Origin of the sequence: Advenella sp. S44 (assembly GCF_002810445.1) — a bacterium.
Lineage (GTDB): Bacteria > Pseudomonadota > Gammaproteobacteria > Burkholderiales > Burkholderiaceae_B > Advenella.
The window spans coordinates 195,813-219,277 of the sequence record NZ_NEXS01000001.1 but is presented as its reverse complement, the minus strand read 5'-3'; the positions used below and the strand labels follow the sequence as shown (position 1 = coordinate 219,277).

The window sequence follows — 23,465 nt, the reverse complement described above, 5'->3', positions numbered from 1 at the left end:
ACAGTGTGCCGTCCGCATTTGCCGCATTAACATTTCCCGGAAGCGATGGCCGTTTTCCTGCAAAACGCCAGGCCCTTGTATTCACCCTGAAAAGGTATAACACATGGATTGGTATATTCTGGGCCAGCAATTGGTAAATGGCGTCACGCTGGGCGCCATTTACGGCTTGATTGCAATTGGCTACACCATGGTTTATGGCATTATCGGCATGATCAACTTCGCCCATGGCGAAATTTATATGATCAGTGCCTATATCACTGCGATCGCATTTGCCGTATTCACATTTTTTGGTATAGATTCGCTGGCGATATCTTTGCTGCTGACTCTGATGGTCACCATGTTTATCACGGGGCTGTACGGCTGGTATATTGAACGCACCGTGTATCGGCCATTGCGAACAACCAATCGCCTGGCGCCGCTGATTACCGCTATCGGCGTTTCCCTGTTGCTGCAAAATTATGTGCAGGTCAGCCAGGGTCCATATGTGCAGGGCGTGCCGTCTGTCATCCAGGGCGGTTTTACCATCGGCTCCGACGGTGGTTTCTTTCAGATCCGCTACCTTGATTTGCTCATCGTGTTTGTGAGCTTTATCGCCATGATGACCCTGACCTGGGTGATTCAGAAAACCAGTCTTGGCCGGCAATGCCGGGCGGTAGAGCAGGACCGGAAAATGGCAACCATCCTGGGTATCAACACCACCAGGATTATTTCAACCGTGTTTGTGATTGGGTCTGTGATGGCGGCCGTGGCCGGCGAGCTGGTGACCTTCAACTACGGATCCTTTGATTTTTATATCGGTTTCATCCTGGGGATCAAGGCCTTCAGTGCGGCCGTTCTTGGCGGAATCGGTTCGCTGCCGGGCGCGATGCTGGGCGGGCTCATTCTGGGCGTGCTCGAATCGCTGTTTGCCGGCTTTGTCAGCAGCGATTATAAGGATGTCTTTTCCTTCAGTGTGCTGGTGCTGGTCCTGATCTTCAAGCCAAGTGGCCTGCTGGGTCGGCCTGCCGTGGAGAAAGTGTAATGAGTACCACGCAAACTTCAACGATCGATTTCGGACATTCCCTGCGCGATGCCGTGATAGCCGGCGTGCTGACCATGCTGGTATTTAGTCCCATTACCAACTTTGTACTCAAGCAGTATTCCTTTACGCTGGACTGGTTTCGCAGCCCGTTCTTTCTCAATGGCGTGGTTATCGGCCTGATCGTCGCGTTCGTACGCTTTTTCGTCTCGGTCGGCGCACAAACCCGCATCGGCCAGGATTTCATCCAGAACTTCATCAAGACAGAACATGGCGTTGAGGTCGAAGACGAGTATGCCGACGGCGGCAAGCGGCTGACGCGCGTGCTGCTTTGGGGCGGCGCACTGATAGTCGTGTTCCTGACGCTGGGCCTGACTGGTGTCATTTACCGTGGCGCCGGGATCGCGCTGGTGCTTGTCGTGCTGTTTGTCATGATTGCGATGGGAGTGCGTATCCCTAAGCGTCGCGGTAAAAAGCACCCCTGGAAGGGCGTGCTGCCGGTGCTGTTCCTGGTGGGGCTCATTCTGCCATTGCTGTTTTTTTACTTCGGCTGGTTTGGCAAGAGCTGGATGAACAATCTGACCCTGGCAATGGTGTACGTATTGCTGGGGCTGGGGCTGAACATTGTGGTCGGGTTAGCCGGTTTGCTGGACTTGGGTTTTGTGGCGTTTTATGCGGTAGGCGCCTATTTCCTGGCGCTTGGCGCAGAGTACCTGGGCATTGGCTTTTGGACCGCGCTGTTTCTTGCGCCGCTGCTGGCCGCATTATGCGGTGGTCTGCTGGGTTTCCCGGTGCTTAAGATGCACGGAGATTATCTGGCCATCGTGACACTGGGTTTTGGCGAAATCATTCGGCTGGTATTGGTTAACTGGATCAGTTTTACCGGCGGGCCAAATGGTGCATCGGTCCCGGCTCCCACGATTTTCAACCTGGAATTCGTGCGGCGGGCACGCGGCGATGCGGTGCCGTTCCACGAATTTTTTGGCCTGCCCTATAGTAGTGAATATCGCTATCTTTTTGTCTATTTGCTGCTGTTCGTCATTAGCATGATCGCGTTGCGGTTCTTCACCCAGTTGCGCGTCATGCCTATCGGCCGCTCGTGGGAAGCCCTGCGCGAAGATGAAATTGCCTGCCGCTCGCTGGGCATCAACCATGTGACGGTCAAGTTGTCGGCCTTCATGCTGGGCGCGATGATCGGTGGCCTGGCCGGTGTGTTCTTCGCGACGGCCCAGGGGTTTATCAGCCCGCAATCGTTTAACTTCTTCGAATCGGTCCTGATCCTGTCCATCGTAGTCCTGGGCGGGATGGGGTCTTCCATCGGCGTGATTATTGCCGCCTTTACGCTCACGCTCCTACCTGAATTCCTGCGTGAGTTTGCCGGCTATCGCGTATTGCTTTTCGGCCTGCTCATGATTTTGATGATGATCTGGCGCCCTAACGGGTTGTTGCGGCCCAAGCGTTCCGTATTCAGAAAAAGCGAGGTGGCATAATGGTTCAGCAAGTGGCACAGGACGCATTGCTATCGGTTCAGCACCTGACTCGTCGATTCGGCGGCATTATTGCCAACAATGATGTCAGTTTCGATGTCCGCAAGGGGTCCATCACGGCGCTTATCGGCCCCAACGGTGCAGGCAAGACCACGGTGTTCAACTGCATCACCGGCTTTTATGCCGCCTCTGAAGGTCATGTTTATCTGACGCAGGACGACGGGCAGGTAGAGGTCGGACAGCTGCTGCGTCGCAAGATTACCGGCGGTTCGTACCTGGTCGCCAGGGCCGGAATCGCACGTACTTTCCAGAATATCCGCCTGTTCAAGGATATGACCGTGCTGGAAAATCTGCTGGTTGCACAACATCGCAAGCAGAACCGGAATCTGTTTTCAGGGCTGCTGGTTACCGCCGATTTTTCAGACAAAGAAGAAGCCAGTCTGGCAAATGCGTTCCAGTGGCTAGAAATCGTGAACCTGTCCGAAGACGCCAATCGGCTGGCCGGAGAGCTGTCTTATGGCAGGCAGCGTCGCCTGGAAATTGCGCGCGCCATGTGTACCAATCCGGTGATTGTTTGCTTGGACGAGCCGGCCGCGGGCCTGAACCCGCGCGAGACGCGCGAGCTTTCGGCGCTCATTCGCAAGCTGCGCAGCGAGCATGGCGTGACGGTGCTGCTGATCGAGCATGATATGGGGCTGGTGATGGAGATTTCCGAGCACATCATTGTGATGGATCAGGGCAAGGTGATTGATGCCGGTACGCCGGATCACATCCGCAATTCCGAGGTCGTGATTGCGGCCTACCTGGGCACTGAAGTGGAGGACTAAGCATGACAGACACCCCAATTCTCGAGATCAAGGATGTGAGCTCTTATTACGGGCAAATTCAGGCGCTCAAAAACGTTTCCCTGCATATCAATCCGGGCGAAATCGTGACGCTGATCGGCGCCAATGGCGCAGGCAAGAGTACCCTGCTCATGACCATCTTCGGCACGCCCCGTGCGCGTACGGGAGAGATTCTGTATAAAGGCAGTAACCTGTTGCGGTTGCCACCGCACAAAATTGCCAGCCAGGGCATTGCCCAGGTGCCCGAAGGCCGCCGCATCTTTGCCAAGATGACGGTGGAAGAAAATATTATGATCGGTACGCTGCCCATCGGCGATGCGCATCTGGACGAAGACCGGCAACACATGTTTGAGCTGTTCCCGCGCCTGAAAGAGCGTCGCAATCAGCGCGCCGGCACGTTATCGGGCGGAGAGCAGCAAATGCTGGCCATCGCCCGCGCACTCATGAGCCGGCCGGACATGATCCTGCTGGATGAACCCAGCCTGGGCCTGGCGCCGCTTATTGTCCGGCAGATTTTCTCGGTGCTGCGTGAGCTGGGCAAGAATGGCAAGACCATTTTCCTGGTTGAACAGAACGCCAACCATGCCCTGAAACTGGCCGATAGGGCTTATGTCATGGTCACCGGCGAGATCCGGATGACCGGTACCGGCGCGGAACTGCTGGCAAACCCGGAAATCCGCGACGCTTATCTGGGAAGTCATTAGTATGGCAGCTCGTGAAGAAACGCCGCTGATGCAGCGTCTGCGCGCCGTGCGACTGGCCAATGACCTGACGCTAGAGCAGGCCGGCCGGGCCTGCGGTATTGCCGCCTCCACACTGTCGAAAATCGAAAACGGGCTGATGTCGCCCACCTATGATGTGTTGCAAAAGCTGGCCAGCGGCTTGTCGCTGGATGTGTCCGAGCTATTTACGCCGGCGCGCGAGCCCATGGGGGCAGGTCGTTGCGTGGTAGACCGCAGCGGACAGGGCAAGGTCCACAAAACACGTTACTATGAGCACTTACTGCTGTGCTCGCAGCTCTCGCATAAACGGATGATGCCGTTTCTGACTCGTATTACCGCCAGGGATCTGAGCGCATTCAGTGACTGGAATCGCCATGAGGGCGAAGAATTCGTGTATGTGATCAGTGGAAAGATCCAGTTGCATACGGAATTTTATGCCGAGGCAACGCTTGGGCCGGGCGACAGCTTCTATATTGACAGTCGCATGGGGCATCGCTGTATCAGTATCAGCGAAGAAGATGCGCAAGTGCTGTGGATGGCAACCCAGCGCCCCGATGCAGAAACAGGAGACACCAATGAGTAGTCCGGCCATACGCGTATTTAGCGCCGAAGAAACACGCCAGTTGACCCCTTTCGGGCCATTGCGCCAGCACATTCTGGATGCAGCCCTCGAATATGCCAGCGGCCAGATCCAGAGCCCGGATCGCCAAGTATTGACCGTGCCGGCAAGCAAAGATGGCGTTTTGCTCTCTATGCCCTGCACAGCACGGGATATTTGCGCGCATAAATTGATTTCTCTGCTGCCCGATAATCCGTCACAGAACCGTCCGACCATTCAAGGCATGGTGTCGGTGCTCGATAGCGCCACCGGCGTGCCGCTTTTTGTCCTGGATGGCCCCACTGTGACCGCAAGACGTACGGCTGCGCTGTCCATGGCGGGGCTGCAGCTTTTCCTGGCGCGTGAGCCCCAGCACATCGTCATCATTGGCGCTGGCACCCAGGCCGATGGTCACGTGCAGGCCATTGCCGAGCTGTATCCCGACGCCACCGTATATATTGCTGCGCGCGAGCAGTCCAGGGCAAAAGCACAGGCGTTTTGCGAGCGTCACGCAGGCCTGGGTATCGGGCTGCACGTGACGGATCTGAACCAATTGCCGGAACAGTTTGATGCGGTCATCACGCTGACCACAGCCGTGGAACCGGTTTATCATGCGCCCCCGCTTGCCGGACGCCTGATTATCGGCGTGGGCGCCTTTCGCTCGCATATGGTGGAAGTTGCGTCCGAGACCGTCATGAACAGCGTGTGTTATGTGGACGATCTGATCGGCGCGCAGCACGAGGCCGGCGATTACATTCGGGCGAAAAAGGACTGGAGCGATGTGACTACCCTGGCGCAGGCCATTGAAAGCGACATCGACTACTCGCGCCCCATCATGTTCAAAACCGTGGGCTGCGCTGCATGGGATCTGGCCGCAGCGCGTTGCGCGCGAGCTGCAGCAGGCCTGTAAAAGCGCGTCTGTCCTGGCCTGACCTTATTGCGGGTGTGATTGCGGCGATATGGCATAGGCGATATGCCATATCGGAATGCAAGATGTCATAGGCGAGATGCAAGCCGCAAGCCCGAGGTCCAGTCCCAGCTCCAGGCTACAGGCTACAGGGCCCCACAGGGCGTGAGAGATCATCCAGGCTTACCGGGTCGCGGCCAGTGTCAGGTTCATATGACGTTTGACATCCTTGTACAGCAGATAATGGAACTTGCCCGATCCCCCAGCGTAGCAGGCCTGCGGGCAGAAGGCGCGCAGCCACATGAAGTCACCCGCCTCAACTTCTATCCAGTCCTGGTTCAGTCGATAAGCGGCCTTGCCTTCAAGCACATACAGGCCATGCTCCATGCGTGCGTCTCGGCAAAGGGAATCACGCTATCGGGCAGGAAGGCCACGATGTTGACGTGCATGTCGTGGCTCATGTCAGCCGGGTCCACGAAGCGGGTTGTGGCCCAGCGGCCTTCGGTATCGGGCATGGGAGTGGGCGTAATCTGCTGCTCGTTGGTGACAAAGGCAGCGGGCGCAGCAATGCCCTGGACTGCCTGATGCGCTTGCGGATCCAATGAAAGCGCGCGGTCTAGCCACTGGTATTACGTACTGCCCAATCTGAAGCGGGCGGAATAAAGGTATAGCCGCCGGGAGTGAGCACATGCTCGCGGCCTGCAAGCGTCAGCGAAAGCTCGCCTTCGACCACAAATAGTACGGCTTCGGCCTGCGGGTCTTGCTCTGGTTGGTTGCTGCCCCCAGTGGGGCCGACTTTGACAATATATGGGGAGAAAGTTTGGGCAAAGCCCGAGAGCGGACGGGCCAGCACCCACAGGTGGTAAGCTTTTAACATCCGTGCCAACAACGGATAATAGGGTTGACACCGCCGCGTGAGGGGGTAACATCCTCAAAAGCATCATTCTCTTGATTTTTCAGATGGGCAGTTTAGTGATCGTTCCTGCCGAAGCAAATAAAGCGTTGTCAATTGTCCAGAAGCGGCTGGCAAGATCACTCGTGGCCGTCTATCTCCATGGCTCGGCTGTGGCTGGTGAGCTTCGTCCCCGCAGCGACGTAGATTTGCTTGTTGTCATTGACCAGCCGATGACGTCCGAGGTTCGAAGACGTCTTGTCTCGGAGTTCATGGAGATGTCGGGGCGATACCCTTTTGATCCGGATGGACGCCATCCTCTTGAAGTGATTGTCTTTTTGCGCTCAGATCTTGTTGATCCACCCTATCCTGCGCGGTGCGAGTTCATTTACGGCGAGTGGCTGCGTCACGAGTACGAGGCCGGTGAAAATCCCGAACCTGTCTGTGACCCAGAGCTTACCCTGGTGCTAGCCCAATCACGGCAGGAAGCGAAACCGCTAATCGGACCGAACGCAAACGAGCTTTTACCAGCTATTGCAAAATCAGAGATACGTCGTGCAATCAGAGATGTTCTGCCAGCTTTAGTCGGGACGCTACAGGGGGATGAGCGCAACGTCCTGCTAACTTTAGCGCGTATGTGGCGGACATCAGTTACCGGTGAGTTTGTCTCTAAGAATGTTGCTGCCGATTGGGCAGCGGCTTCGCTCCCGGCTGAACAAGCGGGTGTTTTAGTCGCTGCACGGGAGGCCTACCTGAGCGGATGTGAAAGCGACTGGCGAAATCGCCAGCAAGAACTCCAATACACGGTCAAATCCCTGCACGATTATGTCTTAGCGAATCTATGAAAAGCTCGTCCTGCGCGACGATGCGTTCATGCACGGCGTGCATCAACCGTCATGTCCGCTTACGCTTAATAATAATGTGAATTTTATAACAACCCATATTTTCCGCTGCTTGCGGCATGCTCTTGAACGATACATCATATTGGCTTATCCCAGAGAGACGGAACCATGGACAAATATATCATTGGCGTGGACATTGGCACGCAGAGCACAAAGGCGCTTGTCGTCGGAACCGACGGCAGGGTCCTTGCCCAGGACAGTGTCGCGTACCACCCGGACACGCCTGCGCCGCTGTGGGCACAACAGGATGCGAGCGTCTGGCTGGATGCGTTCCTGCGCAGTGTGCGCAGCTGCGTGGCGCATGCGCTGCACAAGGGCGTGTTGCAGGAACAGATCGCGGGTCTGTGCATCAGCAGCCTGTATGGCGGCGCCGGGATTCCTGTCGATGCCGACTGTCAGCCCTTGTACCCATGCCTGATCTGGATGGACCGGCGGGCAACGGCAGAAACCGATGCGATTCAAGAGCAGGTCAACCTGCAGCGTCTGTTTGAAATTACCGGCAATGGCGTGGACAGTTATTATGGCTTCACCAAAATGCTGTGGATTAAAAATCACGAACCGCAAGTCTGGGAAAAAACAGCGTGGTTCCTGCCCCCAATAGCTGGATCGCCCACTATCTGACGGGCCAGTTGGCGGTAGACCACAGTTCTGCTGGCAATATCGGCGGCGTCTATGATATGCAGCGCCATGTCTGGTCCGACGAGGCCATGCGCATGGTCGGGCTTGATCCGGAAAAAATGCCGCCCGTGCTGCTTGAGAGCACCGACGTGGTTGGCACCACGACAGCCGACAAGGCGGCGCAACTGGGGCTGACGCACGCAATCCCCATTGTGCTGGGCGGCATTGACGCGGCCGTTGCCACTTTCGCAGGCGGCGTACGCAAGCCCGGAAACCACGTGGCCATGCTTGGCACCAGCATGTGCTGGGGCTATTTGCAGACCGAAACGGAAAGTGGCCGCGACCTGGTCTGCATGCCTTACGTCTACAAGGGGCAGACTCAGCGCTATGTGTTTGGAGGGGCGGCAACGGCCGGCGGCGCCGTAACCTGGTTTGTCGAACAGTTTTGTCAGGCCGAACTGGCCCAGGCCACGCAGCAGGGCATCTCTGTCTATACGCTTTTGGAGCAGCAGGCGGCGCCGCTACCGCCCGGTGCACATGGCTTGGTGTTCCTGCCGTACCTCATGGGTGAGCGCAGCCCGGTATGGGATGCCCGCGCCAGCGGCGCCTTTGCCGGGCTGAATCTGACCCATACCCGGGCTCATCTGTATCGGGCGGTCATTGAGGGTATCGCCTTTGCCTTGTGGCACAACATGCGGGCGGTGGGCGAGCGCCGGCAGGCCCTGGATCAGCGCCTGGTGGTGGTCGGCGGTGCCGTCAACTCAGACCTGTGGATGCAGATAATTGCCGATGTCACCGGGTATCCGGTGTACACCATTGAAGAGGCCGTCGAAGCAGCCATGGGGGCGGCGCTACTGGGTGCTGTCGGACTTGGCCTGGTCAGCGAAGCCCAAGTAGAACAAGGCTGGGCCCATGTGGTGTGCCGCGCCACGCCAAATGAGCATGCGTGCGAGACGTACCAGCGGCTTTTTGCCATATACGAAGGTCTGTATCCGGCCATGCAATCGTCCATGCATGCGCTGGCGGGCGTGAGGGAGCTTGAACAGCGCAATTAAAACCTATTTGACGCTATGCAATACGTCGCCATCGGACAGCGACGCCAAGCAGGCTGTTGAGTCATTCCAATGACGATTGCCTCCAGGGTCGCACTCGATTTCAACAATGAACAGGCCACCTAACCCAAGGCGTAGCCGCGACAGCGACAGTCCCGGCTGGCTAGGATAGCGCCCTTGCGTTCGCGCCGTTGACCGTTAACCCGTACCATACCGCCCGCTTTTGGGATTTGGGAAAGTCGCATACAACAAGACAGCACGTGCCCCTGTCGCAAATTTCTAACATAAATGATTGATTCGGCGTGGCTTTTTTGCGCATTGCGACTAAGTTTTCTTGCCAAAAGGCTCGCGTAATGCTATAGTCGCAGGCTAACCACTGTAGTTGGGTTCACTGATTGACCGGCTTTTGAACTGGTTTTAGGCGCTACTCAGGTATCAAAGAAAGATTTTAAAGATTAATGAAGCGGGCACCGTGGGTGCGGCGCAACGTCATCTTTATGGCTCTTATACCTGTATGCGCCTTGCCTTGTTTGGTCAGTTGCTGGTTTTGCAATGCCGTTTTTTTTGGGTGTCGCAACACCGCTGACAGCACTTTGAATTGAACCTGCATGGGTATTGTTGTCCGGGAAGGCAAAGCGTTGCAGTCTTGAGTTTAACCGGATGAATCATATTAAATTTAGCCCCAGCCAATCGTAGCTGGGAATTGGAGAAAATGATGTCGAATACGACACCTACGCCTGCCGCTTATCGGCTGGGACTGGTTGGTCGCAAGGTTGGCATGATGCGTATCTTCACGGAAGAAGGCGAGTCAATCCCTGTCACCGTGCTGGACGTATCCAACAACCGTGTTACCCAGGTCAAGTCTCTGGACACAGACGGCTATGCTGCCGTTCAGGTCGCGTACGGCGAACGCCGTGCAAGCCGTGTTGTCAAGGCACAAGCAGGTCACTACGCAAAAGCCGGTACAGAAGCCGGTTCCATCCTTAAAGAATTCCGTCTCGATCCTGCAAAAGCCGCTGAGTTTTCAGCCGGCGCCGTTGTTGCTGTCGAAAGCGTATTCGAAGCCGGCCAGAAAGTCGACGTGCAAGGCACGACGATTGGTAAAGGTTTCGCAGGTACTATCAAGCGTCACAACTTTGGTTCCCAGCGCGCTTCTCATGGTAACTCGCGGTCGCATCGCGTACCCGGTTCTATCGGTCAGGCGCAGGATCCAGGTCGTATCTTTCCTGGTAAACGTATGTCCGGTCATATGGGCGATGTAACCCGTACCGTTCAAAATCTTGATGTAATCCGTGTTGACGCTGAACGTGGTCTTCTGATGGTCCGTGGCGCTGTGCCCGGTCACAAGAATGGCGATGTCGTGGTTCTGCCGGCCATCAAAATGTCTGCGAAAGGAGCCAAATAATGGATCTTAAGCTCCTGAACGATCAGGGTCAGTCTGACGCAACCGTCAGCGCACCTGACACAATCTTCGGTCGTGATTTCAACGAAGCGCTGGTTCACCAGGTCGTGATTGCCTATCAGGCAAACGCACGTTCCGGTAATCGCGCCCAGAAAGATCGCGAACAGGTCAAGCACAGCACGAAAAAACCATGGCGCCAGAAAGGCACTGGGCGCGCTCGTGCCGGTATGACGTCTTCCCCTATCTGGCGTGGAGGTGGTCGTGCATTCCCGAACTCTCCTGAAGAAAATTTCAGCCAGAAAGTCAACAAAAAAATGTATCGCGCGGGTATCCGTTCGATCCTGTCTCAATTGGCTCGCGAAGATCGCATCGCCGTTGTTGACACTTTCTCTTTCGACACGCCCAAGACAAAACTGGCTGCGTCCAAACTGAAAGCCATGGGTCTGGATTCCGTTCTGATCATCACCGACACCGTTGATGAAAACACCTACCTGGCAACTCGCAATCTGCCGAACGTAGCTGTTGTAGAACCGCGTTACGCTGATCCGCTGTCTCTGGTCCACTACAAAAAAGTGCTGATCACCAAAGCAGCTATCGCTCAATTCGAGGAGATGCTGGGATGAAAGCAGAACGTTTATTGCAAGTGATTTTGGCTCCCGTCATCACTGAAAAAGCGACATTCATCGCCGAATCTGGTGAGAAACCCCAAATCGCGCTGCGTGTTGCACCCGATGCAACCAAGCCCGAAGTGAAAGCAGCTGTTGAAATGCTGTTCAAAGTTGAAGTTGAGTCCGTCTCTGTACTGAACCGTAAGGGTAAGGTCAAGCGTTCAGGCCGTTTTACCGGTCGCCGCAAAGCCAACCGTATTGCCTACGTTTCACTGAAAAAAGGTCAGGAACTCGACTTTACGGAGGTAAACTGAGATGGCCTTAGTTAAAACAAAACCAACTTCTGCCGGCCGTCGTGGCATGATCAAGGTCGTACACGCTGGTTTGCATAAAGGCACGCCTTTTGCAGCCCTGGTAGAGCACCAGAAACGTGGTTCCGGCCGTAACCACAACGGTCATATCACGGTGCGGCATCGTGGCGGTGGTCATAAAAACCATTACCGTCTGGTCGATTTCCGTCGCAACAAAGATGGCATTCCTGCAAAAGTAGAGCGCCTGGAATACGATCCTAACCGTACTGCACACATTGCCCTGCTTTGCTATGCAGATGGTGAGCGTCGTTACATCATCGCTCCTCGTGGTCTGGAAGTGGGCGCCTCGCTGTTGTCCGGCAAGGAAGTGCCAATCCGCGTGGGTAACACCATGCCGATCCGCAACATCCCTATCGGGTCAACCATCCACTGCATCGAAATGCTGCCAGGCAAAGGCGCGCAAATCGCCCGTTCCGCCGGTGCATCCGCTGTACTGATGGCCCGTGAAGGCATTTACGCCCAGATCCGTCTGCGTTCCGGTGAAGTTCGCCGCGTGCATATTGATTGCCGCGCGACAATCGGTGAAGTCGGCAATGAAGAACACAGCCTGCGTCAATACGGTAAAGCCGGTGCGATGCGTTGGCGTGGTATTCGTCCGACCGTTCGTGGTGTTGCCATGAACCCGGTTGATCACCCACACGGTGGTGGTGAAGGCCGTACAGGCGAAGCTCGTGAGCCGGTCAGCCCATGGGGTACACCGTCCAAAGGCTTCAAAACCCGCCGCAACAAGCGTACTGACTCAATGATTGTGTCACGTCGCAAGCGTAAATAAGGGGCGAACTAAATGTCACGTTCTATTAAAAAAGGTCCTTTCGTAGACGCCCACTTGCTGAAAAAAGTGGATGCCGCCGTCGATGGGAAAGAGAAAAAACCGATCAAAACCTGGTCGCGTCGTTCAACCATCCTGCCTGATTTCATCGGCTTGACAATTGCTGTTCACAATGGCCGTCAGCACGTGCCTGTGTATGTGAACGAAAATATGGTTGGTCACAAGCTTGGCGAGTTTGCTCATACCCGTACGTACAAGGGCCATGCTGCAGACAAAAAGTCTAAGAGGTAAGCGATGGAAACTACAGCCATTATTCGTGGTGTACATATCTCTGCGCAAAAAACCCGTCTGGTTGCGGACATGATCCGTGGCAAGTCTGTGGCACATGCGTTGAATATCCTTACATTCACACCTAAAAAAGCCGCTGGCATCGTCAAAAAAGCCCTGGAATCCGCGATTGCGAATGCCGAGCACAATGATGGTGCCGATATTGACGAACTGAAAGTCACAACGATTTATGTCGACAAAGCTCAGTCAATGAAGCGATTCTCCGCAAGGGCCAAGGGCCGCGGTAACCGTATCGAGAAGCAGACTTGCCACATTGTGGTCAAAGTCGGCGCATAAGGAGTCACAATGGGTCAGAAAATTCACCCTACCGGGTTCCGTCTCGCAGTTAACCGTAACTGGAGCTCACGCTGGTACGCTGACGATAAAGACTACGGCGCCATGCTGGCCGAAGACGTCCGCGTTCGCGAGTACCTGAAACGGAAACTGAAAAACGCATCCGTCGGTCGCGTCCTTATCGAGCGTCCTGCAAAAAATGCACGGATCACTGTTTATTCAGCGCGTCCCGGTGTTGTCATCGGCAAGCGCGGCGAAGATATCGAGAGCCTCAAGTCAGACCTGCAACGCCTGATGGGCGTGCCGGTTCACGTTAACATCGAAGAAATTCGCAAGCCTGAAACCGATGCTCAGCTGATCGCTGATTCTATCGCTCAGCAGCTGGAAAAACGGATCATGTTCCGTCGCGCCATGAAACGCGCGATGCAGAACGCCATGCGCCTGGGTGCGCAGGGTATCAAGATCATGTCCGCCGGCCGTCTGAATGGTATCGAAATTGCGCGTACCGAATGGTATCGTGAAGGTCGTGTGCCTCTGCATACACTGCGCGCCATCATCGACTACGGCACCTCTGAAGCACAGACTACCTACGGTATCATTGGTATCAAAGTCTGGGTTTACAAAGGCGATCTGCTGCCTAACGGCGAAATGCCAGCTGAAGTGGCTGCTGCTCCTCGTGAAGATGAGCGTCGTCCACGTCGTCCTCGCGGTGACCGTCCTGATGGACAGCGTCGTCCAGGCGGTCGTGGTCGCAGCAGCGGCCGCAAAGCCGGCGATGCTGCTGCGCCAGCTGCAGCAACTGCGACAGAAGGAGAATAATCATGTTGTCACCAGCACGCAGGAAATACCGTAAAGAGCAAAAAGGCCGCAACACCGGCCTGGCCACTCGCGGTACCAATGTAAACTTTGGCGACTTCGGTCTGAAAGCTACTGGTCGCGGTCGCCTGACAGCGCGCCAGATTGAGGCAGCCCGTCGTGCCATGACCCGTCACATTAAACGTGGCGGTCGTATCTGGATCCGAATTTTCCCAGACAAACCAATCTCTCAGAAACCTGCAGAGGTTCGTATGGGTAACGGTAAAGGTAACCCGGAGTATTGGGTAGCCGAGATCCAGCCTGGTAAAGTTTTGTACGAAATGGACGGCGTCAGCGAAGAGCTGGCACGTGAAGCGTTCCGTCTGGCAGCTGCAAAACTGCCAATCGCGACAACGTTTGTCACACGTCACTTCGGCGCATAAGGAGAGATTCATGAAAGCAAGTGAACTCCGTTCCAAAGAGACGACCGAGCTGTCCAAAGAGCTCGAAAGCCTGTTGAGGGCGCAATTTAGCCTGCGTATGCAGCGCGCCACTCAGCAGCTGTCCAACACCAGTCAGTTATTGAAAGTGCGTCGCGACATTGCGCGTGTTCGCACCGTCATGACTGAAAAAGCTGCAGGTAAGTAATATGAGCGAAACAACGCAAACGACACCCGCAAAGCGTCAGCGTACCCTGATCGGTAAAGTGGTTAGCAACAAGATGGACAAGTCCGTGGTCGTTCTGGTAGAACGTCGCGTCAAGCACCCCATCTATGGCAAAATCGTGGTCCGTTCAAACAAGTACAAAGCGCATGACGAATCCAATGAGATCAACGAAGGCGACACAGTAGAAATTGCTGAAGGCCGTCCTATTTCACGCAGCAAATCGTGGAGTGTAGTTCGTCTTATTGAAGCAGCACGCGTCATCTGATGCTTGACCGGCGCTAGCCAAGTCAACAGCCTGTGCATCTTGCAGGTTTGCGACGGCACAGACTGCCGGCATGCGAAGAAGAAGTACCAAAGCCACCCTTTTGAAGGGTGGCTTTTTTTGTGGGCATCGCCAGCAAATCATGCGAGGGCGGCGTGCTTTTTTGGGGTAAGTCCACGGCTCGCGCAGAACGCCAGACCCACATGTCGATTTATCGTGTTGCAGCTCGCATTGTTTGACTACAATCACACTATTTTTATCAAAGGAGACGGCATGCGTCTGATACTAATCCCGATGGCCCTGGCCAGCATCGTTCTGGCCGGTTGTGCTACCGGGTCAGCGCAAGGCAACAAAGCGGGCAGCGATCCCAGTCACGCGCAGAAGTCCGTTTATACCTGCAAGAGTAAGCGGCAACTGGGCGTGGCCTATGAGTTCGTCAACGACAAGGCAAGCAAAGTGTTCGTGAGCGACAAGCGGGGGACGTATGAACTGACGCGTGCCGACCAGACCGATGGCGATGCTACGGCGTTTACCAACGGGACGGTCACCTGGATTGTCAGCGGCGAAGTCATCCGACAGTCTGCCCACACCAATCAGGGCAGCCGTCTGCTCAAAGTGGGACGCAACGGCAGGGCGGCTACCGTCGCCAGCGATTGCAAGCCGCGCTAAACTCACGTGCTATCAAAAATTGCCCCATCGTAGGAAGGCGGATGGCGATCAGTACTACTTCGTCAGAGGTCAGGTTGGCCGTCCGAGTAATCCAGGTTTTTCCTGCTCAGTTCCCTCGATCATGCGGGCCAAAGCGTGCTGATCCAAATAATATTCCGACGCCAGTCTGACTGTCCCATCGCATGGCTGCTGAGCTGGACTGCCTGCGGACTGATACGTCACAGGTCACACCGGCCTCTATTTTCCATCAGCGAGCGACTTGCTCACATGAACACAATGTCACTGCTCACCGCGACGTAAAAAAATGGCCACCGCCGAGCGTATGGCTCAGGCTTTGAGCGGCCTCCAGCAATACAGGTTTCCACTGCGCAACGTTCTCTTCAAGAAAACGGGTAGCCGGGCCGGAGATCGCCAATGCTCCCTTCAGGCCATCTTTGGTGAAAACAGGGGCCGCCAGCGCCGCGATTTCTTCCTCACGTTCGCCAATGGAAAACAACACCTTGGGGGCGGGCATCTGATCCAACGATTTCCTGTAGTCAAGCAAAATGCGCCCGGCCGCGCCCTTGTCCAGCGGCAACAGTTCGCCTTGCCTGACATGATCACGAATGCCTTTGTTCGAGTCTGCGCGGTACAGGCAAACGCGCAAGTCACCATCCTGGGTGAAGAATGACGCGCCTTCACCTGTGATGGAAACCAGTCGGTCCAGCGCCGGAGGAACATGCTGGTCCAGGTTCAGGGAAGTCGTGTAGACATGCGCCCAATTGAGCACTCGGGCGCCCAGTTGATACTGTCCGTTATCCAGACGAGTGACGCAATGATACTGGGTTAGTGTGACCAGTTGCCGCAATAAGGTGCTTTTGTATAGCCCGGTGCGGAGTGACAGTTCATGCAGGGAGACATAAGGCTCATCGGGCCTGAAAGCGTTAAGGATTGCCAGTGCGCGTTCAACGGCCGATACAGGTTCGCTTTTATTCATAGTTGGTAAATACCCTAGTTTTGAATTAGGTTCATATCGTGTTATAAATTCTATTAGACGTAAGTGCATTCTGTCAAGCAGAATTTTAGATAAAAAATTTAGGAGAGATAATGCGGACTTTGAAAATAGCCTTGATCTGGCTGGCTACGACCTGTACTGCGCTTTTGGGTTTGCCGGCGCATGCCGAATCAGTGGAGGCGTACCCAGACAAACTCATTAAAATAGTAGCTCCCTATCCGCCCGGCGGGGCAACGGATATGTTCGCCCGATTAGTTGCTTATAACCTGCAGAAGACTTGGGGCGAGAGCGTTGTAGTGGAAAACAAACCGGGCGCCTCGGGAGTGATAGGGGCCGACAATGTGGCACGCGCGGCGCCCGACGGTCATACACTGTTAGTCGGAGCGGTATCGCTGCATACTATCCTGCCCTCGTTGCTAGACAACATGCATAAAGCGCAAGAGCGGTTAACGCCTGTTTCTACGCTGGCCAACCTGCCTTCTTATGTAGTCGTGCCTGCATCAAGTCCGGCTAAAACAATTGATGATCTGATCAAGATGATCCGCGAAGCGCCTGGAAAATACACCTATGGTTCGGCAGGGCCCGGTACATCGCAGCACGTTTTCCCGGAGTTGTTCAAACAAGAGGCCAAACTTGATATTCTTCACGTCCCATACAAGGGCAGTGGCGGAATGGTGGTGGATCTGTTGGCCGGACGTATCGACATGGTCATAGAGCAGGGTCCGGCAGTGCTCAGTCATATTCGAGACGGCAAGTTGCGTGCGCTTGCTGCGACAACAAAAAAACGGACTGAAGAACTGCCCGACGTACCCACGCTGGATGAGGGTGCATTGCCTGGCTTTGAAGCCAATACCTGGTTCGCTATCTATGCGCCTAAGGGCACGCCAGAACCCGTGATCGAAAAACTGAACAAACAGGTCGGCGTGATGCTGAAAGATCCAGAGATCATCGCCAAGTTGCGAGCGCAAGGCGCTGTGCCCATGCATGAGAGTGTTGCACAACTGAAAGCACTGGAGATAGCCGATACCGCGAAGTGGTTGGCCGTGATCAAGGCTGGCGGAATCACAATTAATTAAATGCTATGCAAGTTGGAACCCAAATGAAGGCACAAAACAGAACTGAAACTCGCCCCGACTACATGGAAAAAGTATCGGGCGAAGCGCGCTATGTAACCGACATGGTTTTGCCTGATATGGCCTACGCCCGAATCATCAGGAGTCCTCATCCACATGCGCGGATTCTCTCCATTGAGTGCGGCCAAGCCAAAGCCCTTACTGGCGTGTTGGGCGTATTCAGCGGTCAGGATCTGACGCCGCAACTATGTGCGACGATCCATTGGGGCCTGTATTTCAACGACCGTCCTGTTATTGCCACCGAAATCGCCCGTTATGCAGGCGAACCCGTGGCCGTAGTCATTGCTGAGTCCGAGGCCATTGCGGAAGATGCGATTGAGCTTATCGACATCGACTACGAGGTGCTGCCCTTTGTGACGGAAGGCAAGGCGGCCCTAGAAGCCGATGCGCCGCTGGTCCATGAAAACTTCGACGTTCTGAACGACTTCTATTTTCGTGGTGGACCCAAACCGGTCGAAGGCACCAATATTTGCCACTTGTATGACTATGAGCAGGGCAAGGTCGATGAAGCATTTGAGAATGCCAGCAGAGTGCTAGAAGACGATTACGTTTTTCCTGGTATTTATCACTATGCCATGGAGCCGCACGCCGTTATTGCCAATTATCACGATCAGGGACTTGAACTCTGGAGCAACGGACAGACGCCGACAGCTATCCAGCGAGTCTGCTCGGAAGTATTCGGCCTGCCCATTACCAAGGTGCGTGTGCATACGCCGTATGTTGGCGGGGGTTTTGGAGGCAAGGCATCGGTAAAGCTGGATCCGCTGGCCGCCGCACTGTCCCGATTCGTCAAGCGTCCGGTCAAATTGCAGTTAAGCCTCATGGAGTCCATGCAAACCTGTCGTCGCGTCGACACGGTGATTACGATCAAAACCGCAGTGGACCACAATGGGAAGTTGACTGCGCGCAGTATTGACGTCGTGGCCAACTGTGGCGCTTATGCTGATACGGGCCCCGCCATCTCGACCAAGGCGGCGATTCGTGCGATCGGGCCGTATGTCTTCGAAAACCTGCGCCTGCGTTCTCGTGCGGTCTATACAAATACTGTGCCGGCAGCATCGTTCCGTTCAATCGGCGGACCTCAGGCAGTCTGGGCATGTGAATCTCAAATTGACGATATGGCACATGCCATCGGAATGGATCCCATTGAGTTTCGCCGGCACAATCTTGCGCCCCGACATGGCGTCATCAAGGCCGATCTGCGCCCCATCGACGTCGACGTAGGTGACGAACTGAAGCATGCGCTCGCGCTGATGGAATCGATGAGCGATTCCAGCGACGGGGCAAAGCTGCGCGGCGTAGCAGTTGCTGCAACCGACCCAGGCATCCTTCCCGTTGGGGGAGCCATTGTGCGGCTATCGGCCGATGGACATATCACTGTTGCAGCCACTACTGCAGAGATCGGCCAGGGCGCCCGCGGCGTGCAGCGGCTCATCGCGGCGCGTAACCTGAACCAGCCGCTGGAAAATGTAACGGTACTGGAACCGGACACGCAATCGGCGCCCTATGACTGGGGCACCGGCGCGAGTCGTTCCACTGTCATTATTGGACTGGCGATCGAAGACGCCACGCGGCAAATCCGCGAGCAGTTACAGGAGGCGGGCAGCCTTGCGATGGGTGTAGAGCTCCAAGATGTGCAGATCGTTGAAGGCGGCGTGCAAATCGCAAAGGAATTTCTTTCGTTCAAGGAGTTATTGCGCCGCTTCCAGGGGCTGACTGCTGGCGAGTTCTCGGCCATTGGCCGTGTCACGCCATACAGCAAGAACGGTACCTTGAAACAGGCCCCCTTGTTCTGGGAGACGGCGGCGGGCGTGTGCGAAATTTCGGTTGATGAAGATACCGGCCAAATCACAGTTGATAATCTGACGCTCTGTGCCGATGTCGGTAAAGTCCTGAATATGAAAAGCGCAGAAGGTCAGGACGAAGGCGCGGCGATGATGGGGCTTGGCCATACGTTAACTGAACAATATGTATACGAAGACGGCCAGATAATCAACGGCTCTGCCTTTGATTACAAGGTGCCCACGATCGAGCAGGCGCCTAATATGCATACCCATTTCATTGAAAACGAAGACGGCCCTGGTCCTTTTGGCTCCAGGGGAATGGGAGAAGGCTCGATTCTACCTATCGCGCCTGCAGTGGCTAACGCAATCCGGACAAAATATGGCGTACGCATACGATCTTTACCTCTGACTCCAGAAAAAGTCTGGCGCGCTATTCACTTACAAAAGGAAGATTGAAATGAAATTTGAAACAAAAACGAGCGTCGACACGAGCAGGGAGGCATTGTGGGCCTTATTGTTCGACGTGACGCGAATCGCCGGATTGATACCGGGTTGCAGCGATGTAGAAGAGCGCGAACCCTTGAAAGACTATACGGCCCTGATCAGACAAAAAGTGGGACCTTTCAAGTTCGAAATGCCATGCGAGATTGTCGTGGACGAATATGTCGAGAATGAGCGGGTTGGCATTACCGCTTCCGGCAAGGACAAGAAGACTGCGACCGGCGTTTCGGTCAAGCTGATCCTTATGCTTGGACAAGAAGAGGAGTTGGTCACTATCGACATTGATGCGGATATCCAGATATCTGGAAAACTTGCGACGTTGGGTTATCCCGTCGTCAAGAAAAAATGCGCGGATATATTTCGCGAGTTCGATGTGAATTTACATGAGGAGCTGGAGCAAATAGATGAAGCCAAGACGGTTTGAGTTCCATAGTCCACAGAGCATAGAGGATGCATTGAAACTGGCCAGTGATTTCGACGATGATTTCATCTTTTACGCGGGCGGCACAGAGGCGATCATCGGCATGAAGGAACGGGTGATCGAGGCCGGCCATGTCCTCAATCTGAAAAAAATTCCGCGTCTCAATCAAATCCAGATGCAGGACGGTTCATTGCATATTGGCGCGCTGGTGACTCATCAGGAAATCGCAGATTCGGAGATCGTAAAAAGGGTCCTTTCCGGTTATGCCGATTTGAGTCACAACATTGCCAATATTCGCGTGCGCAGTGCCGGCACGCTGGCTGGAAATCTGTGCTTTGCTGAACCGAATGCGGATCCTCCTGCCCTATTGGCGGCTCTGAACGCGCGCGTTGTCCTCATTGGACGGCAGGGTAAACGCGACGTTCCAGTGCGCGAATTTTTTGATGGTCCTTATTCGACCGTACGAGAAGAGGCTGAATTTATGACGGAAATTGTCGTTCCCCTGGGAGCGGAGGAGTGCCGTTGCGCCTATCGGAAAGTCGTGTACCTGAATCGGCCTTCGGCGGGCGTTGCATGTGTACGTAATCTAGTCGATGGAACGCCTGTGTGGGAGTCGTGGGCCGGGTCGATTACTGGCCTGCCCGAGCGACTCAACAATGTTTGTGCTGTCCTGAATGAACGCGATGCGGTGAGTGAGTTCGATGTCATGCAGGCTGCGGCGCGAGACATGGCCGGACTGGATGTGCTCGAAGGAGTGTACGGCTCCGAGTCTTATCGGAAGCATCTGGTCGCGGTGCTGGCCGTGCGCAGTGCGATGGAGTGTGTGAAATGAATGTGAATACTCAGTTGTCGGATATTTCAATTGTCGTAAATGGCGAGTGTAAAAACGCCACAATTTCGCATCGAGATTTGTTGATCGACGTTCTGCGCAATGAGTTCGGCCTGACGGGAACCAAACGGTCCTGTGACGCAGAAGTTTGTGGCGCCTGCACTGTCTTGGTGGATGGCAAGCCTGTATCCAGTTGCAGCACGCTCGCCATGGAATGTGAAGGCGCTTCGGTGCAGACAATTGAATCGGCGAAGAACGATGAGGTGATGTCCGCAATCCAGACGGCTTTCGTCAAGCATGGTGCCTTGCAATGCGGCTTCTGTACGCCAGGAATGATTGTGGCGATCCGCGCCCTGCTGACGCGTCATTCTGCACCTACGGTAGAGCAAATCAAGCATTATCTGCATGGAAATATTTGTCGTTGTACGGGATACCAGAAGATTATCGAGGCCGTACAGGATACGGCGCGCACACTGAATGAAAATTCTTAATTTGTGATGGAAAGTGGATATATAGGATGAACAAAATGGCAAATGCAGAAAAGAAAGTGGTGATTTCCGGCGCCGGAATGGGGGGATTGGCGACGGCGCTGGGCCTGGCCCGCAAGGGGGTGCAGGTAGCTGTGTACGAGCAGGCTCCTGCTCATCGAGAATTAGGCGCAGGCTTGTGGATTTCCATCAATGGCGCTCGGGTCCTGAACGATCTAGGTCTGGGGCCAGATCTTGAGAAAATCAATCTGCCGCCCATTGACCGGGTGGTACGCCTGTGGAATACCGCCCAGGCTTGGTCCGTGTATAACAAAGGCGCTGAAAACAGCAAGGAACATACCTTGTACATGGTGCTGCGCTATGAGTTGCATCGTATTCTGCTGAGCGCGCTGGAGAAAGCGCAGCCAGGATGCATTCATCTGGATCACAAATGTATTGGGTATGACGAGACTAATGACGGGGTCACGGTGCATTTTGAGGGCAAACCGTCGGTCAAAGCCGATGTCCTGATCGGTGCAGACGGCGTGCACTCAAAAGTGCGTCAACAGATGTTTGGTGAAGTGCGGCAGAACTTTACGAACGCTATCGCCTGGCGCGGACTGGTACCGATCGAACGCATTTCGGAAAAATACCGTACCCCGATGGCGACTACTTGGGTCGGCCCGACGGCGCACATCACCAGTTACCCGGTGCAGCATGACGGCAGGCAATTTATCAGTTTCTCCGGCCAGGTGGATAGTCAGCAATGGGAACAGGAATCTTGGTCAGAGCCTGGAGAACTTGAAGCATGCTTAGGCGATTTCGAGGGCTGGCATGAACAGGTCATAGAAATGATCAGTGGCGCCGACGTGCTCTACAAATGGGGCTTGTTTGTGCGCGACGAATTGCCCACCTGGGCGCGCGGTCATGTGGCGCTGGCAGGGGATGCTTGTCACTCCATGGTGCCGTACCTGGGCCAAGGCGTGAATCTGGCATTCGAGGATAGTTGCGTCCTGGTTAATGTACTTACTGGAGACCAAGGCATTGAATCTGCCCTGCAGCAATATGATGCCTTACGTCGGGAACGCGGATACAAGGTGGCCCGCGCTTCTATGGATATGCTTCGCGTCTTTCACCATGCCGACCTCGGCAAAGAGCAAAGGGCGCGCAGCTATATCGAAAAACAGTGGAGTAAAGAAAAAGTCCGAGAGCGCTACGACTGGATCGTAAGTTACAACGCGCTGACCGTCGGCGTTTGAATGAAAGTGAAAGGAAGGAAATGAAAGCATCAAATATCGATTCGACGCCAGAGATATATCTGCGCGAAGAAGAAAGCGGGGGTCCGGACCGTTCAGCGTCGCCGTGGCAACACGTTATCACTCCGGAGGAGCAGGAAATTTACCGAACAGCGGGGTTCGGCAAGCCGTTCGAAGGCGAGATTCGGCCCGCTTTACTGGTCATTGACGTCCAATACCGTTCCGTAGGACATGCGCGCCTGCCGATCCTGGAATCCATCAAGCGTGAATATCCGACCAGTTGCGGTGAATATGGCTGGAGAGCAGTCCCATACATCTCTCGGCTGATCGATGCTTTTCGCGCTCGTGGGTTTCCGGTAGTTTTCCCCCATGTGGCCTACAAAAAAAATCATGATGGACAGCGCTTCGCAGAAAAAGCCCCTGCAATCATGTCTATTCCGCCCAAAGGCTACGAAATGGTAAAGGAATGCGCACCTGGTGCAGGCGATATACTGTTACCGAAACATCACGCCAGCGCATTTTTTGGAACACCCCTGGTTAGCTATCTAACCACGTTCGATGTCAATTGTGTTGTCGTGACAGGCACGACAACCAGTGGCTGTGTGCGTGCCTCCACCGTGGACGCCTCATCTTATGGTTACCACGTGATTGTGCCGCATGATGCCGTCTTTGACCGGTCTCAGACCTCTCATGCCGTCAACTTGTTTGATATGCACAGCAAATATGCTGACGTCATGTCCACCGAAGAGGTCATCAACCTCATACCGCTCACTTCAGTACAAAAGGGTCCATTCCCTGCTGAATAAGTCCCGGCACAAGATGTTAGCGCCTTTTCGAGACGGGTCCGCACACGATGGAGCATCTTTCAGATGCGGC

The 23,465-nt window shown here is 54.8% G+C and carries 26 protein-coding genes and 2 pseudogenes; 26 read left to right on the top strand and 2 right to left on the bottom strand.

Features of this window, described 5'->3' with window-relative positions:
* Positions 1 to 103: 103 nt before the first annotated feature.
* Genes CAP48_RS01030 through CAP48_RS01005 form a run of 6 tightly spaced genes read left to right on the top strand, consistent with a single transcriptional unit; the run spans position 104 to position 5,580 of the window.
* Positions 104 to 1,021, top strand: coding sequence for a branched-chain amino acid ABC transporter permease LivH (locus tag CAP48_RS01030; protein ID WP_100694164.1), 918 nt, complete (start codon positions 104 to 106; stop codon positions 1,019 to 1,021).
* Positions 1,021 to 2,508, top strand: a complete 1,488-nt coding sequence (livM, locus tag CAP48_RS01025) for a high-affinity branched-chain amino acid ABC transporter permease LivM (RefSeq protein ID WP_255411687.1) — start codon at positions 1,021 to 1,023, stop codon at positions 2,506 to 2,508. The genes CAP48_RS01030 and livM overlap by 1 nt, the downstream gene beginning before the upstream one ends.
* On the top strand, positions 2,508 to 3,332 hold the full coding sequence (locus tag CAP48_RS01020) for an ABC transporter ATP-binding protein (RefSeq protein WP_100694163.1): 825 nt from the start codon (positions 2,508 to 2,510) through the stop codon (positions 3,330 to 3,332). Before livM ends, CAP48_RS01020 begins: the two co-directional genes overlap by 1 nt.
* A gap of 17 nt (positions 3,333 to 3,349) precedes the next feature.
* On the top strand, positions 3,350 to 4,054 hold the full coding sequence (locus CAP48_RS01015) for an ABC transporter ATP-binding protein (RefSeq protein ID WP_206781026.1): 705 nt from the start codon (positions 3,350 to 3,352) through the stop codon (positions 4,052 to 4,054).
* Position 4,055: 1 nt separating this feature from the next.
* Positions 4,056 to 4,655 carry a helix-turn-helix domain-containing protein gene (locus CAP48_RS01010; RefSeq protein WP_100694161.1) on the top strand — a complete coding sequence of 200 codons (600 nt, stop codon included), beginning with the start codon at positions 4,056 to 4,058 and terminating at the stop codon, positions 4,653 to 4,655.
* Positions 4,648 to 5,580, top strand: a complete 933-nt coding sequence (locus CAP48_RS01005) for a delta(1)-pyrroline-2-carboxylate reductase family protein (protein WP_100694160.1) — start codon at positions 4,648 to 4,650, stop codon at positions 5,578 to 5,580. The genes CAP48_RS01010 and CAP48_RS01005 overlap by 8 nt, the downstream gene beginning before the upstream one ends.
* A 180-nt stretch (positions 5,581 to 5,760) precedes the next feature.
* Here CAP48_RS01005 and CAP48_RS01000 read toward each other — a convergent pair.
* Positions 5,761 to 6,436 (bottom strand): annotated as a pseudogene (locus CAP48_RS01000) (bifunctional allantoicase/(S)-ureidoglycine aminohydrolase); the annotation flags it as partial.
* An 89-nt stretch (positions 6,437 to 6,525) separates the two neighbouring features.
* Between CAP48_RS01000 and CAP48_RS00995 the strand changes: the two are divergent.
* The 13 genes and pseudogenes from CAP48_RS00995 to CAP48_RS00935 all read left to right on the top strand — a co-directional run bounded on the left by CAP48_RS00995 (position 6,526) and on the right by CAP48_RS00935 (position 15,204).
* A complete protein-coding gene (locus CAP48_RS00995; protein ID WP_197707219.1) occupies positions 6,526 to 7,314 on the top strand; it encodes an aminoglycoside adenylyltransferase family protein in 789 nt (262 codons plus the stop codon).
* Positions 7,315 to 7,479: 165 nt separating this feature from the next.
* A pseudogene (locus tag CAP48_RS00990) lies at positions 7,480 to 9,044 on the top strand (FGGY-family carbohydrate kinase).
* A gap of 712 nt (positions 9,045 to 9,756) precedes the next feature.
* Entirely contained in the window at positions 9,757 to 10,446 is a 690-nt protein-coding gene (gene rplC, locus CAP48_RS00985) for a 50S ribosomal protein L3 (RefSeq protein ID WP_100694158.1), read from the top strand.
* Positions 10,446 to 11,066 carry a 50S ribosomal protein L4 gene (rplD, locus tag CAP48_RS00980; protein WP_100694157.1) on the top strand — a complete coding sequence of 207 codons (621 nt, stop codon included), beginning with the start codon at positions 10,446 to 10,448 and terminating at the stop codon, positions 11,064 to 11,066. The genes rplC and rplD overlap by 1 nt, the downstream gene beginning before the upstream one ends.
* Complete coding sequence (gene rplW, locus CAP48_RS00975; RefSeq protein WP_100694156.1) at positions 11,063 to 11,365, top strand: 50S ribosomal protein L23; 303 nt, start codon at positions 11,063 to 11,065, stop codon at positions 11,363 to 11,365. The genes rplD and rplW overlap by 4 nt, the downstream gene beginning before the upstream one ends.
* Position 11,366: 1 nt before the next feature.
* Entirely contained in the window at positions 11,367 to 12,194 is an 828-nt protein-coding gene (gene rplB, locus CAP48_RS00970) for a 50S ribosomal protein L2 (RefSeq protein WP_100694155.1), read from the top strand.
* A gap of 12 nt (positions 12,195 to 12,206) precedes the next feature.
* The gene (gene rpsS / locus CAP48_RS00965; protein WP_014752563.1) at positions 12,207 to 12,482 is read left to right on the top strand and encodes a 30S ribosomal protein S19; all 276 of its coding nucleotides are present in this window, start codon (positions 12,207 to 12,209) and stop codon (positions 12,480 to 12,482) included.
* A 3-nt stretch (positions 12,483 to 12,485) separates the two neighbouring features.
* The gene (rplV, locus tag CAP48_RS00960) at positions 12,486 to 12,815 is read left to right on the top strand and encodes a 50S ribosomal protein L22 (RefSeq protein ID WP_100694154.1); all 330 of its coding nucleotides are present in this window, start codon (positions 12,486 to 12,488) and stop codon (positions 12,813 to 12,815) included.
* A 9-nt stretch (positions 12,816 to 12,824) separates the two neighbouring features.
* Entirely contained in the window at positions 12,825 to 13,631 is an 807-nt protein-coding gene (rpsC, locus tag CAP48_RS00955; protein ID WP_100694153.1) for a 30S ribosomal protein S3, read from the top strand.
* Between the two features lie 2 nt (positions 13,632 to 13,633).
* Positions 13,634 to 14,050: a 50S ribosomal protein L16 gene (gene rplP, locus CAP48_RS00950; RefSeq protein WP_014752560.1), complete on the top strand. Its 417-nt coding sequence runs from the start codon at positions 13,634 to 13,636 to the stop codon at positions 14,048 to 14,050.
* Between the two features lie 10 nt (positions 14,051 to 14,060).
* Positions 14,061 to 14,255 (top strand): 50S ribosomal protein L29, encoded by a 195-nt coding sequence (gene rpmC / locus CAP48_RS00945; RefSeq protein WP_014752559.1) that lies wholly within the window; start codon positions 14,061 to 14,063, stop codon positions 14,253 to 14,255.
* A gap of 1 nt (position 14,256) precedes the next feature.
* A complete protein-coding gene (rpsQ, locus tag CAP48_RS00940; protein ID WP_024004135.1) occupies positions 14,257 to 14,538 on the top strand; it encodes a 30S ribosomal protein S17 in 282 nt (93 codons plus the stop codon).
* 270 nt (positions 14,539 to 14,808) lie between these two features.
* Complete coding sequence (locus CAP48_RS00935) at positions 14,809 to 15,204, top strand: hypothetical protein (RefSeq protein WP_100694152.1); 396 nt, start codon at positions 14,809 to 14,811, stop codon at positions 15,202 to 15,204.
* A gap of 286 nt (positions 15,205 to 15,490) precedes the next feature.
* Here CAP48_RS00935 and CAP48_RS00930 read toward each other — a convergent pair whose 3' ends face one another.
* Positions 15,491 to 16,180, bottom strand: coding sequence for an IclR family transcriptional regulator (locus tag CAP48_RS00930; RefSeq protein WP_161495170.1), 690 nt, complete (start codon positions 16,178 to 16,180; stop codon positions 15,491 to 15,493).
* A gap of 110 nt (positions 16,181 to 16,290) precedes the next feature.
* On the opposite strand from CAP48_RS00930, the gene CAP48_RS00925 reads away from it, so the two are divergent.
* The 7 genes from CAP48_RS00925 to CAP48_RS00895 are packed head-to-tail and all read left to right on the top strand — an operon-like array spanning position 16,291 to position 23,395.
* Positions 16,291 to 17,274, top strand: coding sequence for a tripartite tricarboxylate transporter substrate binding protein (locus tag CAP48_RS00925; protein WP_100694150.1), 984 nt, complete (start codon positions 16,291 to 16,293; stop codon positions 17,272 to 17,274).
* A gap of 23 nt (positions 17,275 to 17,297) precedes the next feature.
* A complete protein-coding gene (locus CAP48_RS00920; protein WP_100694149.1) occupies positions 17,298 to 19,571 on the top strand; it encodes a xanthine dehydrogenase family protein molybdopterin-binding subunit in 2,274 nt (757 codons plus the stop codon).
* A gap of 1 nt (position 19,572) precedes the next feature.
* Positions 19,573 to 20,040 carry a CoxG family protein gene (locus CAP48_RS00915; protein WP_100694148.1) on the top strand — a complete coding sequence of 156 codons (468 nt, stop codon included), beginning with the start codon at positions 19,573 to 19,575 and terminating at the stop codon, positions 20,038 to 20,040.
* On the top strand, positions 20,021 to 20,869 hold the full coding sequence (locus CAP48_RS00910; RefSeq protein WP_100694147.1) for a xanthine dehydrogenase family protein subunit M: 849 nt from the start codon (positions 20,021 to 20,023) through the stop codon (positions 20,867 to 20,869). Before CAP48_RS00915 ends, CAP48_RS00910 begins: the two co-directional genes overlap by 20 nt.
* Positions 20,866 to 21,357: a (2Fe-2S)-binding protein gene (locus CAP48_RS00905; RefSeq protein ID WP_100694146.1), complete on the top strand. Its 492-nt coding sequence runs from the start codon at positions 20,866 to 20,868 to the stop codon at positions 21,355 to 21,357. The genes CAP48_RS00910 and CAP48_RS00905 overlap by 4 nt, the downstream gene beginning before the upstream one ends.
* A 35-nt stretch (positions 21,358 to 21,392) precedes the next feature.
* The gene (locus tag CAP48_RS00900) at positions 21,393 to 22,592 is read left to right on the top strand and encodes an FAD-dependent monooxygenase (RefSeq protein WP_161495169.1); all 1,200 of its coding nucleotides are present in this window, start codon (positions 21,393 to 21,395) and stop codon (positions 22,590 to 22,592) included.
* Between the two features lie 20 nt (positions 22,593 to 22,612).
* Complete coding sequence (locus CAP48_RS00895) at positions 22,613 to 23,395, top strand: isochorismatase family protein (RefSeq protein WP_100694144.1); 783 nt, start codon at positions 22,613 to 22,615, stop codon at positions 23,393 to 23,395.
* Positions 23,396 to 23,465: the final 70 nt, after the last annotated feature.